This window comes from Alkalicoccus halolimnae, from assembly GCF_008014775.2.
Taxonomy (GTDB): Bacteria; Bacillota; Bacilli; order Bacillales; family Salisediminibacteriaceae; genus Alkalicoccus; species Alkalicoccus halolimnae.
The window spans coordinates 1,886,490-1,899,677 of record NZ_CP144914.1; the positions used below are offsets into that span (position 1 = coordinate 1,886,490).

Annotated in this window: 12 protein-coding genes; 3 read left to right on the forward strand and 9 right to left on the reverse strand. The window is 42.7% G+C overall.

Going from position 1 to position 13,188, the window contains the following annotated elements; translation table 11 throughout:
• The first annotated feature begins 2 nt into the window (after window positions 1–2).
• Window positions 3–863, forward strand: a complete 861-nt coding sequence (locus tag FTX54_RS08595) for a 5'-3' exonuclease (protein ID WP_147802194.1) — start codon at window positions 3–5, stop codon at window positions 861–863.
• A gap of 13 nt (window positions 864–876) precedes the next feature.
• A complete protein-coding gene (locus tag FTX54_RS08600; protein WP_147802195.1) occupies window positions 877–1,695 on the forward strand; it encodes a cobalamin-binding protein in 819 nt (272 codons plus the stop codon).
• An 87-nt stretch (window positions 1,696–1,782) separates the two neighbouring features.
• Here the strand turns inward: FTX54_RS08600 and FTX54_RS08605 are convergent, their stop codons facing one another.
• Window positions 1,783–2,178, reverse strand: coding sequence for a thiol-disulfide oxidoreductase DCC family protein (locus FTX54_RS08605; RefSeq protein WP_147802196.1), 396 nt, complete (start codon window positions 2,176–2,178; stop codon window positions 1,783–1,785).
• A 553-nt stretch (window positions 2,179–2,731) separates the two neighbouring features.
• Between FTX54_RS08605 and FTX54_RS08610 the strand changes: the two genes are divergently transcribed.
• Complete coding sequence (locus tag FTX54_RS08610) at window positions 2,732–3,445, forward strand: tyrosine-type recombinase/integrase (RefSeq protein ID WP_147802197.1); 714 nt, start codon at window positions 2,732–2,734, stop codon at window positions 3,443–3,445.
• On the opposite strand, the gene FTX54_RS08615 is transcribed toward FTX54_RS08610, so the two are convergent.
• The 8 genes from FTX54_RS08615 to FTX54_RS08650 all read right to left on the reverse strand — a co-directional run bounded on the left by FTX54_RS08615 (window position 3,435) and on the right by FTX54_RS08650 (window position 13,144).
• On the reverse strand, window positions 3,435–4,472 hold the full coding sequence (locus tag FTX54_RS08615) for an AbrB family transcriptional regulator (protein WP_147802198.1): 1,038 nt from the start codon (window positions 4,470–4,472) through the stop codon (window positions 3,435–3,437). The two genes, FTX54_RS08610 and FTX54_RS08615, sit on opposite strands and share 11 nt — an antisense overlap.
• 70 nt (window positions 4,473–4,542) lie before the next feature.
• Window positions 4,543–5,838, reverse strand: coding sequence for a diaminobutyrate--2-oxoglutarate transaminase (gene ectB / locus FTX54_RS08620; RefSeq protein WP_147802199.1), 1,296 nt, complete (start codon window positions 5,836–5,838; stop codon window positions 4,543–4,545).
• A 96-nt stretch (window positions 5,839–5,934) separates the two neighbouring features.
• Complete coding sequence (ectA, locus tag FTX54_RS08625) at window positions 5,935–6,444, reverse strand: diaminobutyrate acetyltransferase (RefSeq protein WP_147802200.1); 510 nt, start codon at window positions 6,442–6,444, stop codon at window positions 5,935–5,937.
• Between the two features lie 303 nt (window positions 6,445–6,747).
• Entirely contained in the window at window positions 6,748–8,586 is a 1,839-nt protein-coding gene (gene typA / locus FTX54_RS08630) for a translational GTPase TypA (protein WP_147802201.1), read from the reverse strand.
• Between the two features lie 74 nt (window positions 8,587–8,660).
• Window positions 8,661–9,938: a glutamate-5-semialdehyde dehydrogenase gene (locus FTX54_RS08635; RefSeq protein ID WP_147802202.1), complete on the reverse strand. Its 1,278-nt coding sequence runs from the start codon at window positions 9,936–9,938 to the stop codon at window positions 8,661–8,663.
• Window positions 9,935–11,047 carry a glutamate 5-kinase gene (gene proB, locus FTX54_RS08640; RefSeq protein WP_147802203.1) on the reverse strand — a complete coding sequence of 371 codons (1,113 nt, stop codon included), beginning with the start codon at window positions 11,045–11,047 and terminating at the stop codon, window positions 9,935–9,937. The genes FTX54_RS08635 and proB overlap by 4 nt, the downstream gene beginning before the upstream one ends.
• 447 nt (window positions 11,048–11,494) lie before the next feature.
• Window positions 11,495–12,856 carry a PFL family protein gene (locus tag FTX54_RS08645; protein ID WP_147802204.1) on the reverse strand — a complete coding sequence of 454 codons (1,362 nt, stop codon included), beginning with the start codon at window positions 12,854–12,856 and terminating at the stop codon, window positions 11,495–11,497.
• A gap of 12 nt (window positions 12,857–12,868) precedes the next feature.
• Window positions 12,869–13,144, reverse strand: coding sequence for an ACT domain-containing protein (locus tag FTX54_RS08650; protein ID WP_147802205.1), 276 nt, complete (start codon window positions 13,142–13,144; stop codon window positions 12,869–12,871).
• Between the last annotated feature and the right edge of the window lie 44 nt (window positions 13,145–13,188).

The following is a 13,188-nucleotide window of genomic DNA, read 5'->3' on the forward strand; positions in this document are numbered from 1 at the left end:
GCATGTCACATTTTGTATTAATTGACGGATTCAATCTTCTCAGCCGCGCTTATTTTGCTACGGCTTATGGAAAAGAAGCAGAACAACTGCCCAAAAACGAAGAAGGAAGATATATTAATGCGCTGCGCGTTTTCTTTGCGAAGCTTACTCAGCTGGAGAACAGACTTGGAGCAACCCATATGTCTGTTGCCTGGGATGGAAAGCGTGCAGATACGAAGAGAAACCAGGACCATTCGTTTTACAAAGCGCAGCGGGAAGATCTTCCCGCACCGCTGATTGACCAGTACGAACTGGCCGTTGAAATTCTGCACAAACTTAAAATACACCAGCTTCAGGTGACAGGATATGAGGCGGATGATATTATAGGCACATTTACGAAACATTACGATAAGGGCAGAACGTATATTTACAGTAATGACAGGGATCTTTTTCAACTGCTTTCTCCCAATACAGACCAGCTTTTTATGAAAAAGAAACAGGAACTCCACTATACACTTGCTGATTTTGAGAAAGACTACGAAATTACTCCTGATCAGTGGATTGATGTTAAAGCTCTGCTGGGTGACCCGAGTGATAATATTCCCGGATGTCCCGGAGTCGGAGAAAAGTCTGCTCTCCCATTAATAAAACAGTATGGCAGCGTGGAAGAGCTTTATGCAAAGCTGGCATACTTGGATCCTTTATTTAAACGGTACAAGAAAAAACTTGAAGAAGGGGAGGCATCTGTGAAGGTAAGTAAAGAGCTCGTTACGATCGAAAAGGATATTAAAGAAGTAATGGAAGTTAGTGCAGATGATACAATGCTTCCAGAAGAAAAAGAATTTCATCCGGAAGTTTTAAAAACCTACGGCATAATTAAATAACAGGAGGAACAGGATGCGTCTTATTTCAATTTGCCCCAGTAATACTGAACTATTGGCTTATGCAGGGCTTATGAACAGTGTAGTAGCAGTGGATGATTTTTCTGACTGGCCGGAGCAGGTAAAGGAACTTCCAAGGCTCGGCCCGGATTTATCGATTGATATAGATAAACTGGCAGATTTAAAACCTGATTTAGTCTATGCTTCTTTATCTGTACCTGGAATGGAAAAAAATATTGAACAATTATCCGAGCGCGGAATTCCTTATACTATTGTTGATAATCCTGTCTCTATGTCAGAAATAGGAACAATTCTCGAAAAAATTTCGAGAGATGCAGGTTATCCTGAAAGAGGAATTATGTTGAAAGAAAAATATTCTAGTTTCATTGAAAAATACCGCTCTCTTTCTGAAACTATTACTGAGAAGACGAATGTTTACTGGGAATGGTGGCCGAAGCCGGTATTTACCCCAGGGGAGAACAACTGGCTGACAGAGATGTCTGCTCTCGCAGGGGCAGTCAATATATTTGCCGATAAAAAAGAAGCCAGTGTGCAGACAGACTGGGAAGATGTACGCTTAAGAAACCCGGATACACTGCTTATTGCATGGGTCGGCGTTCAAAAGCAAAAAGTAAAACCTGCTGTCATTCTGAAACGGCCTGGATGGAAAGAATTAGAGGCTGTTCAATCTGATAGACTTTTCATTTTGGATGAACCTTTTTACTGCCGTCCGTCCCCACGGCTGATGATCGGTTTGGCAGAATTGTCCTACCTGCTCTATCCGGATATTTTTCCGGAACCGGACGGCAGGGAAGACAGGATTCTTTTCAATTAACAGGAGAATAAAAACTTCTTTATTCCAGATCCGGCAATACTTTTTACTATTCTAATCATTTAAAAGAAGTCCAATAATGGGTTTGTACTAATCCAAGAAGCGTGCCTGCTCTTCCTTAGTCGGAAGGCGGCACGCTTCTTTTTTACCAAAAAAGCGGTAGCGGTTAACGGCAATATGCCGATAAGCGAAATCTCTTAACCCTGCAGGCACAATGATGAGAGCCTTAAGAATTTTCACCGGACCTTTTAGCAGCCGGCAGATCTGCAATGCTGCTGCAGATCTCAGAAAAACTCTTCCATCTGCGCGTATCAAGATAATACTGTCTTCTTCAGGAGCAACATTAAAAGCTGTTTTTAATTCCTGTCCTTTTTCACTCTGCAGAGAAGCGAATTGGAAAGCGGCTTGTGGATCTCTTTTAATAATAAACTGAACGCTCCAGTCGCATAAATTGCAGACTCCGTCAAATAATATAATATGTTTCACAACAAGGCTCCTTTCTAAAAATGCGTTGAGCATTCCTATGTTCTTATATACCTCAGATACTACCATCATAATCTTTAAAAAGACATTCAGGTAATTCCCTTTATTTATAGGCTTCTTTGATAATAAAGTAGATAAGCGGTAATCGTGCGCCTTCGTTTTAGATTTATTGGAAAATACAGCTTCATACCACCAAGTTTGCGTAAGAGCAAAGACTTTAACACAGTTATTTATAAAAGAAAAATAGAGGTCAATAAGAAATTTATTAATAACTGATAATACAGAGAGCTCATTTTGTATTATTTTAAGACGTCGAGCGTGGTTTAATATAGTTTTAAGTGTGTTATAATACTAAATGAGGTTTTAGTATTATTATTATTTTGTAAGCGTTCGCTGTTATCATTATGGAAATCTTCACTGCACTTGACCTGTTGTGGAAGTGATCTCCGGGCAGGACCTCTGTGCCCTTATAGAAACGAAAGCGGTTTTTTATAGAAGCGTAAACTAATTATTAAATGCAGCGTGCATAGTCATTATTCAATAGGGGGAGTGAAATTTGGATTTTAAAAAGAAATACGGATACAGTGTGTATTTAAGCGATAAAGAAAAAGGCAGTCTTCTTAATAGATTTGGTACAGAAGAAACCAAAGCAAGGATTGTGAGACTCAATCAGATGAAGGAAAATGAAAAAAGAGCTTTACAGATGAAATCAGATTACCAGGCTATCGGAGCGATGGGGGAAAGAGGCAGCGGGCCCTTGAAAAATCCAGAAGATATAAAGAAAATGAAAAAAGTTCTGGCTGAATCTTCGGAACGTGATTACTTTATTTTTCTAATAGGAATCAATACGGGGATGAAAACTAAAGAGCTGCTTAATCTTAAAGTGAAACATATCAGAGATAAGCGTTTTATTAAACTTACACCGGATGGTGCTGAATATCCAATCAATAAAAACTTAAAAAGCCGCATATTTGAGTATACGGCTTCAATGACAGACGAAGAATTTTTATTTTCTTCCCGGAAAACCGGGCAGGCACTTCAACGCGACAGAGTACATAAAATTTTAAAGAAAGCGGGGGAAGAAGCCGGAGTAACAATTACAGGAACTCATACGATGAGAAAAACATTCGGGTACCATTTTTTCAAGCAGTATGAAGACGCAGCTTTTCTACAGAAGCTTTTTCACCATTCTTCGCAGAGTGTGACCCTCCGGTATATCGGAATAACGGATGAAAAATTAAAAGACGCTATGGATGAATTCAGCCTCTAGCAAGAAATTTTTTCAGAAAAATAGGAACGAAAATGATAATAATTAATATTCTGAGCAGCTGGAGGGAGGTCACTACAGCTGGATCTGCTCCAGTTATGGAAGCCGTCAGCACCATTTCAATTAATCCGCCGGGCGCTGTACTGAGAAGCGCGGTTACAAGGTCCATATCAGTTATGAAATAAAGGCCGGCTCCTAAAAGTGAGGCAATAATAATTATAACAGCTGCAGCTCCAGCAAATAAGCCGCTGTATTTTCCGGCTTTTTTAATATCACTGTAAGATATACTTTTTCCAAGTGCTGTGCCTACAGCAAGCTGTGCTCCGTAGAAAAGCATTTCCGGAACCGCGGGCAGACTGACCGGACTAAGCATCATTCCCACAGTTAATAACAGTGGAATGATCATGATGCCTGCGGGAAGCAGTTTTCGCAGACGGTAGCCAAGCAATCCCGCTGCAAAAAAGAATGAAGTCTGATATGTCCAAAAAGATATTCCGTCTCCTGAAGGAAGCTGAATTTCCGGGGTGCCTGAACTGCTGAATATAAACACGATCATATACGGCACTACAAAAAGTACGATAAGAAGCCTGACAGTCTGAAATATCAGTACCTGTGAAGGAACAGCTCTAAGTTCCTCGCTTGCTATAACCATTTCAGTCAGGCCGCCGGGGATGGTGCCGAAAACGCTTGTGGCGGGTAAAAGCTTAGTAAACTTGGAAATTAACAGTCCGATAGCTATACTTGAGGCAATAAGTAATAATGCAGCGCCTATGTATGGAATAACATATGGGACCATTTTCTCTAAAACGTCACTGGTAAAATAAAGGCCGAAAGAAATACCGGGCGTAACAAGTCCAATTTCTTTGATAACCGGATGCCATGGAAGCTTCTTATTGGAAGCATGCTGCCAGAGAAAGACAGCGGTTAATGGCCCAAGCATCCAGGCAAGCGGCAGGTTCAGCATAGTAAATAAAAGTCCGCCGATCACAGCTGCGGCTGGTGTTTCTGTCTTGTCTAAAAATGAATTCATAAAAACTCTCCTGTAAAATCCCCTGCGGGATAAACGTCCGCAGGGGATGGTAGCTGTTATTTTAACATAATCAGCTTTTTATCGCTCCTTTATCGATTCCCATAGAAGTGAGGGCATCCTTAATGCTTAGTTCTATCGTTTCCAATCCGGAACGAAGGCCTTCTTTATCAATATTTATCGGTGGAAAAAGTTTAAATACCTCATCTTGTCCTCCTGCAGTTTCCATAATCATAAATCTTTTAAATGCATGCTCAGCAACTTTTTCACTGAACCCGTCAATATCTGAAGCAATGCCCTGCATGAGACCCCGTCCTTTGCGGTATCCTTTCATTTCGGGGTATTTTTTGATCATATCATCTAGAAATTCTGTTACAATAGCGGCGTTTTCCTGGATGTTTTTTTCGAAAGCCGCATCTTTCCAGAAAGTTAATGCTTCCGCAGCTGTCACAAAGGCCATATTATTGCCTCGGAAAGTTCCGTTATGTTCTCCAGGGATCCAATCATCAAGTTCCGGTTTTATTAGTGTAATGGCCAGTGGAAGCCCATATCCTCCAATTGATTTAGACAAACAGATCACATCAGGCTCTATGCCTGCCGGTTCAAAAGAAAAAAAAGTGCCTGTTCTTCCAACGCCGGCCTGCACATCATCAACAATCATAACTATTTCCCATTTTTTACAAATTATTTCAAGTTCTTTCAGCCACGTCATACTTGCAGCGTTTATTCCTCCTTCCCCCTGCACGGTTTCCAATATCACGGCTGCGGGGACGGCTACTCCACTGCCGTTGTCTTCAAGGAAACGTTCAAAATAATGGAGTGTGTCTTCTTCATCTTCAACAAAGTTGTCATAAGGCATTGTCACCGAATGTCCTAGAGGGATGCCGGCCCCTTTTCGTTTCATAGAATTCCCTGTGACTGCAAGTGAGCCGACAGTCATGCCGTGAAAACCATTCGTGAAACTGACAACATCTGTGCGGCCAGTCATTTTCCTCGCGATTTTTAAAGCGCTTTCTACAGTATTTGTTCCCGTCGGACCAGGGAACATAATTTTGTAATCCATATTTCTAGGTTTTAATATGATTTCATTCAAATTATGAAGGAAGTCAACTTTAGCATCGGTTGCCATATCCAGTGAATGGGTGATCCCGTCCTTTAATATATAATCAACGAGCTTTTGTTTCATAGAAGGTTCATTGTGGCCGTAGTTTAAAGCGCCTGCTCCGGAAAAAAAATCTATATACTCATTTCCGTCTTCATCCCACATTTTATACCCGCGGGCTTTGGTGAAGACTGCCGGGAAACTGCGGACATAACTTCTCACGCTGGATTCAAGGTTTTCTATTAATTCAAGCTTTTTGTTAGTCATAAGCTGTTCCTCCTGAATATTTATAGTCCTGATCTTATTAGTTATATTTAACAAAAGTCCTTGAATGACACAAATACAAACAGTTGAAGTTTGCATTTACTTTCTGAATGGACCGATTCGATAAGTGAATTCAGCTTCTCCCTGCTGACCGGGGAAGACCTCAGCTGGAAAAGTTTCTTTTACAGTACATGATGTTTTTCGTTCTTTAGCCAGTTTTTTAAAAAGCGCCTGGGAAGCAGTATTGTCTTTCGTTATAGTTGCTTCCAGATAAAGAACATCTTTTGTACTTTCCCTGTTCATCAGTTCATCGAGCATTTTATACGCGAGCCCGCGTCCGCGTTGAGAGCTGTCTACACCTACCTGCCAGACAAATATCACTTCCCGATGCTCAGGCTGAATAAAAGCAGTAATAAAACCGACAACTTTTCCATCGACTTTAGCAGATACACATGTTTCAGAAAAATATTCCGCCATCATTATATACTTATAAGCTGAATTGACATCAAGAGATGTTCTTTTAGCCAGTGCCCACATTTCCTGACCGTCTTCTTTTGCAGGCTGTTCCAGCGAAAAATTTTCAAGGACAGGGACTGGATCGTCTGTCATTGTCATTCTCCTTCCATATTGAAATATGTTCACTTTGAAGAAGAGGTCTTCGACTTATAAATACCCTTCCTACAAATAAAATAACCTGAAATTTCTGAATATTAAACATTTTTTGACCTTCTGACTAATTATATGCTTTTCATAAAAGTGCAAGGTTCGCAGGCGGGAGATTAAAACTTGTGACTGGTCTGATTATTATTTCTGTCAATTTATATTCGTGTAAGAAAACAGCCGGGTTTGATCGCCGGGAGGGGGGGAGTTATATTATAAAAATCCCCGGGAATATTATTCCCGGGGAAAAGTTTATTCTTGTGAAGCGAGCTTGCTGCGTTTTTCGTCACGTTCGCGGCTGCTCTTATCGAGAATTTTTTTGCGGAGGCGGATTGACTGCGGAGTTACTTCACAGTACTCATCGTTATCCAGATATTCAAGCGCTTCTTCCAGCGTTAACAGCCGAGGGCGCTTCATAGTAACTGTTTGATCTTTTGTAGCGGAGCGGATATTTGTCTGAGCTTTAAGTTTTGTGATGTTAATAGACAAATCATTATCCCTGTTGTGCTCGCCTACAATCATTCCTTCATAGATATCTGTACCAGGCTCAACAAATAGAGTGCCGCGGTCTTCAAGCTGAATCATACCGTAGCTTGTTGTTTTGCCGGTTTCCATGGAAACAAGAACCCCTTGTCGACGTCCGCCGACATGTCCCTGAGCTCTAGGACGATAACTGTCAAACGTATGATTAATGATACCGTAGCCTTTTGTCTGCGACATAAATTCTGTCGTGTATCCGATCAGACCTCTTGAAGGAACAAGGAATTCCAGTCGGACCTGGCCATCCCCTTTATTAATCATATTCAGCATTTCGCCTTTACGATCTCCAAGAGATTCCATTACCGATCCGGTGTATTCTTCCGGTACGTCAACCTGCACACTTTCAAACGGTTCGCACTTGACGCCGTCCACTTCTTTAATGATAACTTCCGGCTTGGAAACCTGGAGTTCAAATCCTTCACGACGCAGGTTTTCGATCAGTATAGAAAGGTGAAGCTCTCCTCGTCCTGAAACGGTCCAGGCATCCGGGGAAGAGGTTGGTTCCACGCGCAGACTGACGTCTGTTTCCACCTGGGTCATCAAACGGGCTTCAATTTTCCGGCTTGTTACATGCTGGCCTTCACGACCTGCAAAGGGACTGTTGTTAACGAGAAATTTCATCTGAAGTGTAGGCTCATCGATCCGCACAAGTTCCATTTGTTCCGGGTGTTCCGGAGGACAGATCGTATCGCCAACCATAATATCTTCTACTCCGGAAAGCGCAATAAGATCTCCCGGCTTGGCTTCGGAGATTTCTTCTTTTTTCAAACCGAAGAAACCAAACATTTTAGTGATCCGGAAAGTTTTTTCCGTACCGTCCCGTTTAATCAGTGTAGCCTGATCTCCTTTTTTAATTGTGCCGCGGAACACTCTGCCGACACCGATACGGCCGAGATAATCATTATAATCGAGCATTGTTACCTGAAATTGAAACGGCTCTTCCGCATTGTCAACCGGGGCTGGAACATTATCGATAACAGTTTTGAAGACAACGGACATATCATCATTTTGGTCGTCGTCTTTTAAGCTTGCTGTTCCGTTAATGGCGGATGCATAAACGACGGGGAAGTCTAGCTGATCCTCATCAGCATCCAGTTCAATAAATAAGTCCAGAACCTCATCAATAACTTCTGCAGGACGCGCCATCGGGCGGTCAATTTTGTTCAGAACTACAACCGGAGTTAATTTCTGCTCAAGCGCTTTTTTTAGTACAAAGCGTGTCTGCGGCATACATCCTTCAAAAGCATCAACGACGAGAAGTACTCCGTCCACCATCTTAAGGATTCGTTCTACTTCTCCTCCAAAATCGGCGTGGCCCGGTGTATCCAGGATGTTAATTCTTTTATCTTCGTATTTCACTGCTGTATTTTTAGCAAGGATGGTAATACCGCGTTCTTTTTCGATATCATTGTTATCCATTGCGCGCTCAGCTACTTGTTCATGTTCACTGAATGTTCCTGATTGTTTTAGCAGCTCATCAACCAGTGTAGTTTTTCCGTGGTCAACGTGGGCGATAATGGCAATATTTCTTAAATCGTTACGTACGTTCATTCCTTAAAACGCTCCTGTCTTCTGTGGGATTACATCTTACCAACTATATCATATATTTAAATAAAAAGCACGTTTTACTCCTGATTCTCAGCGGAAAGAGGGAGCTGACCCTTTGTCTGGCCCTGGCCGGAGACAAGATACTTTGTCGTCATTAAAGCACTCAGTCCCATTGCACCTCTCGCGTGGAGTTTTTGTGTACTGATTCCAACTTCTGCGCCAAAACCGAACTCAAATCCATCAGTAAATCGAGTAGAGGCATTATGATAAAGGGTGCTTGCATCCACCTCATTAAAGAATAATTCGACAACGGAAGCATCTTCGGAAATGACCGACTCTGAGTGTTTTGTACTGTAGTGTTGTATGTGCTCGACCGCTTCTTCTGGATTTTCTGTAATTTTCACAGCTGCTTCCAAAGATAAATATTCTTTTTCCCAATCGCTTTCAGAGGCGGGGTGGATTCTGCTGTCGAGCATGACAGATTTTTTATCCCCGTAGAGCTTCACGTTATAAGAGTGGAGGTCATTCACCAGATCAGTCAGATGCTCAGCTGCCCACGTTTTATCAATTACGAGTGTTTCACATGAATTGCACACCGATGGACGCTGGACTTTCGCATCAACTGCTATCTTTCTTGCCAGTTTACTGTCCGCACTTCTATCGATATAAATATGACAGTTTCCTGCACCGGTTTCGATGACCGGAACTTCAGATTCTTTTACAACGGTATCTATCAGGGATTTGCCGCCGCGGGGAATTATGACATCGATCAGGCCTCTGGCGGTAAACATTTCTTTTGTCAGACTTCGATCGGTATTTTCGATGAGCTGAATCGATTTTGCAGGATAGTCTGCTTGCGATAGAGCTTTTTGCATAATAGCAGTTATTGCTTTATTAGAATAAATTGTGGAGGAACTGCCCCGTAAAATGACGGCATTGCCTGTTTTAACAGCGAGAGCACTGATGTCGACAGTTACGTTTGGGCGGGCTTCATAAATGACACCGATAACGCCGATTGGTACCTGCACCTGTTTAATGTGCAGACGATTCGGTCTCGTATCTTCCCATATCGTTTTCCCAAGATCATCTGGCAGGTCTGCAATGGCCCTGACTGCGTCCGTAATTGCAGAAAGTCTTTCTTCATTCAAAGTAAGCCGGTCGATGAGGGAGGACTCGACATTGTTTTCCTTTGCGAGGGCGACGTCTTTTTGATTCTCTTCTAAAATGTACGTTATTTGATCATCGAGCATGTCTGCGATTTGAAGAAGGGCCTGCTTTCTGTTTTCTTTAGATAATACCGGCAGCCGATGAGATAACTGTCTGGCTTCTTTTGCTTTTTTTCTTACTTCATTCATATATATCTACCTTCCTTTACATTGGAGTTATGGAGAGAAACCCAAAAATCCCGGTGTACGACAAGGGAAGATGGAGGAGAGGAAAGGCTTTTTAAGTGCTGCAGTTCCTCGGAACGATCCGCAGCTTTTCCTTTGCCTATGAGCGTACCTGCTGAAGAGTAGACGTTGACTACTTCTCCTTTATCGAATTTCCCCTCTATCTGTTGCACGCCCACAAGCAGCAGGCTGCTTCCTTCGTTAAGCAGAGCTTCAGCTGCACCATCGTCAACAGTAATAGAACCGTGGGAGGATGCGTGATACGCTATCCATTGTTTATATGTCTGCATCTGTTTTTCCTTTTCAGGAACGATATAAGTGCCGCCGCCCCTGAATCCGGCAATATGGGCAAACGTTTCACTTTCTGTGAATGTTCCAATGTAAACGGCCGTACCCATTTTCTGTGCTGCTTTTGCCGCCTGCAGCTTAGCACGCATCCCTCCGGTCCCTACAGCAGTTGTAGATGTGTCAGTCTGGTCAAAAAGTTCTTCACTAATTTTATGAATCATTGTATATTTTTCCGCATGCGGATCACTAATCGGATTTGCATTGTAAATGCCGTCAATATCGGTCATTAAAATCAGCATATCAGCGTGGGTGACCCCGCTGATTAGTGCCGAAAGCATATCATTGTCACCAAACGTCAGCTCATCAACAGCTGTCGAATCATTTTCATTGATGATCGGGAGAATACCACGTTTTAATAATTCTGATAAGGATTCAAAAATATTCTGGTAGTGCTCCGCATTTCTGAAATCGTGTTTAGTTAACAGCATCTGGGCCGGTGTAATTCCGTACTGCTGTAGGGAAAAGCGGTACTGCTGCATAAGGAGACTCTGACCGACTGCTGCAGCTGCCTGTTTGGCCCTTACCGTTTTCGGACGGGAAGAGTATCCTATTTCCCGGAATCCTGCAGCTACAGATCCAGACGAAACGACAATTAATTCATGACCTGACTTTTTAACTTCCGCAAAAGCATGACAGAATTTCGCCAGCTTTAAAGGAGAAAGTGTTCCGTCTTTTTCTGTCAGGGAACTGCTGCCGATTTTAACGACAATTCTTTTCTTGACCATATTTATCTTCCTTTCTACTGAGCTCTGAAAACGGAGGAGAGTAATAGTATTATAAACAGAGGAGATGCTTACAGTATCTTCTTAATTTCAGCTTCGTGCAGGTGCAGCTGTAGCAGCTCGCAGCGATTAATATAATGAAATTAAGCTTTTTTCTATACAAAAAGCCCTCCGTCCTCTAAAAGGACGAAGAGCGCAACTCCCCGCGGTACCACCTTCATTAACTGATGCAACAGTTCAACTCGCTCAAAGATAACGGAGTGTGCCGTCCAAACGTAATTAGGAGCAGGTTCACCTTCCTCCAGGCCTGCCCGGATCTCAGCTTAAACCGGCGCTCTCTGAGAAGTGGAGTGAAGGGTACTATTCTCCGATTGGATTAAGTTCCATTATTCAAAATATTCTTGCAGATGTCAATAGGTCAATGAAGAAAAAAAGAAAGTTCCTGAATGATTAATTTATTAACGCCTGCAGTGGAGCAGGGATGCGGCCGCCTCGTTTAATGAATTTCTCAGAGGAAAAGGGATTAAGACCCATTACGGGAGCCCGTCCGAGCAGACCGCCGAATTCGACCATATCTCCTTCTCGTTTTCCCTGAACGGGAATAACGCGTACAGCGGTAGTTTTTTTATTGATCATACCGATCGCCATTTCGTCGGCGATGAGTCCGGATATCGAAGCAGCAGAAGCATCTCCATTTAATGCAATCATATCCAGGCCGACAGAACAGACACAGGTCATCGCTTCGAGTTTCGATAGAGAGAGAGCTTTATCCTCAATTCCTTTGATCATACCGTTGTCTTCAGATACAGGTATGAAAGCTCCTGATAGGCCTCCTACATAGGAACTGGCCATCGCTCCGCCCTTTTTAACGGCGTCGTTCATAAGGGCCAGGGCAGCTATAGTTCCGTGTGTCCCTACTCTTTCCAAACCAATTTCTTCAAGGATTTCTGCTACAGAATCATTCATTGCATTTGTGGGAGCAAGAGAAAGATCCATGATCCCAAAAGATGTATTCAGACGTTCAGCTACTTCACGGCCGATTAATTCACCGGCTCTCGTTATTTTAAACGCGGTGCGTTTTATCACGTCGGAAACTTCCCCTAAATCGGCTTCCGGATAACGGCGCAGAGCATGAAGAACGACTCCGGGTCCGCTGACACCTACATTCAGAACGACTTCCTGTTCGCCTGTTCCGTGAAAAGCTCCTGCCATAAATGGATTATCTTCCGCAGGATTGCAGAACACAACAAACTTTGCACAGGCTATTCCATTCTGCTCAGCAGTAAGTTCAGAAGCTTCTTTAATTATTTCTCCTAAACGTTTTATGCCGTCCATATTGATACCGGTTTTCGTTGTGGCAGCTGAAACCGATCCGCAGACGCGGGAAGTACGGCTCAAGGCTTCCGGCAGTGCGTCGAGCAGAACAGCGTCCCCTTTTGTAATACCTTTATGAATGAGGGCGGAAAATCCACCTATAAAATCCACTTCAGTCGCAAGGGCCGCTTTGTCCAGCGTTTCTGCGAGGGCGACCGCGTCCTCTTTTGTAGCTGCTCCGAGGAGCTCTGAAGCGGGGGTAATGGAAATTCTTTTATTCACAATTGGGATGCCGTATTCCTCGGCTACTTTGTCAGCTGTCCTGCGGAGATATTTAGCGGACGAAGTAATTTTGTCATACACAAGCTGCTGCGTGCGAGATGGATCCTGATCGATGCAGTCTCTCAGGCTGATGCCCATTGTTACTGTACGTATATCTAATTTTTCCATCTGAATCATGCGGATAGTTTCCTGTATTTCCTGAAAAGCCAGGCTCATTGTCATCTCTCCTTAAATCCGATGCATCGATTGAAAAAGTTCTTCCCGCTGCATATCAATTTTTAATTTCATAGTACTGCTGACTTTGTTTAACTCTTCAGCAAGGTTTTCGAGATCATCTGGTTTATTTATTTCTACGAGCATCATCATCGTAAAAAAATCCTGAAGGATCGTCTGAGAAATATCCAGAATGTTAACATCATTTTCTGCTAAAACGGTGGTAACTTTAGCAATAATACCGACCTGGTCTTTACCTACTACACTGACCACTGCTCTTTTATGGGACATCTTTGTCACTCCTGTCTGCAATTTGAATAAAACCTGCCTTGAAA

Bases quoted from the DNA above. Each gene is read 5' to 3' on its own strand.
- FTX54_RS08650 (WP_147802205.1), bottom strand. From the start codon at position 13,144: ATGTCCCATAAAAGAGCAGTGGTCAGTGTAGTAGGTAAAGACCAGGTC.
- typA (WP_147802201.1), bottom strand. From the start codon at position 8,586: ATGAACGTACGTAACGATTTAAGAAATATTGCCATTATCGCCCACGTT.
- proB (WP_147802203.1), bottom strand. From the start codon at position 11,047: ATGGTCAAGAAAAGAATTGTCGTTAAAATCGGCAGCAGTTCCCTGACA.
- ectA (WP_147802200.1), bottom strand. From the start codon at position 6,444: ATGACAGACGATCCAGTCCCTGTCCTTGAAAATTTTTCGCTGGAACAG.
- FTX54_RS08595 (WP_147802194.1), top strand. From the start codon at position 3: ATGTCACATTTTGTATTAATTGACGGATTCAATCTTCTCAGCCGCGCT.
- FTX54_RS08600 (WP_147802195.1), top strand. From the start codon at position 877: ATGCGTCTTATTTCAATTTGCCCCAGTAATACTGAACTATTGGCTTAT.
- ectB (WP_147802199.1), bottom strand. From the start codon at position 5,838: ATGACTAACAAAAAGCTTGAATTAATAGAAAACCTTGAATCCAGCGTG.
- FTX54_RS08635 (WP_147802202.1), bottom strand. From the start codon at position 9,938: ATGAATGAAGTAAGAAAAAAAGCAAAAGAAGCCAGACAGTTATCTCAT.
- FTX54_RS08615 (WP_147802198.1), bottom strand. From the start codon at position 4,472: ATGAATTCATTTTTAGACAAGACAGAAACACCAGCCGCAGCTGTGATC.
- FTX54_RS08645 (WP_147802204.1), bottom strand. From the start codon at position 12,856: ATGAGCCTGGCTTTTCAGGAAATACAGGAAACTATCCGCATGATTCAG.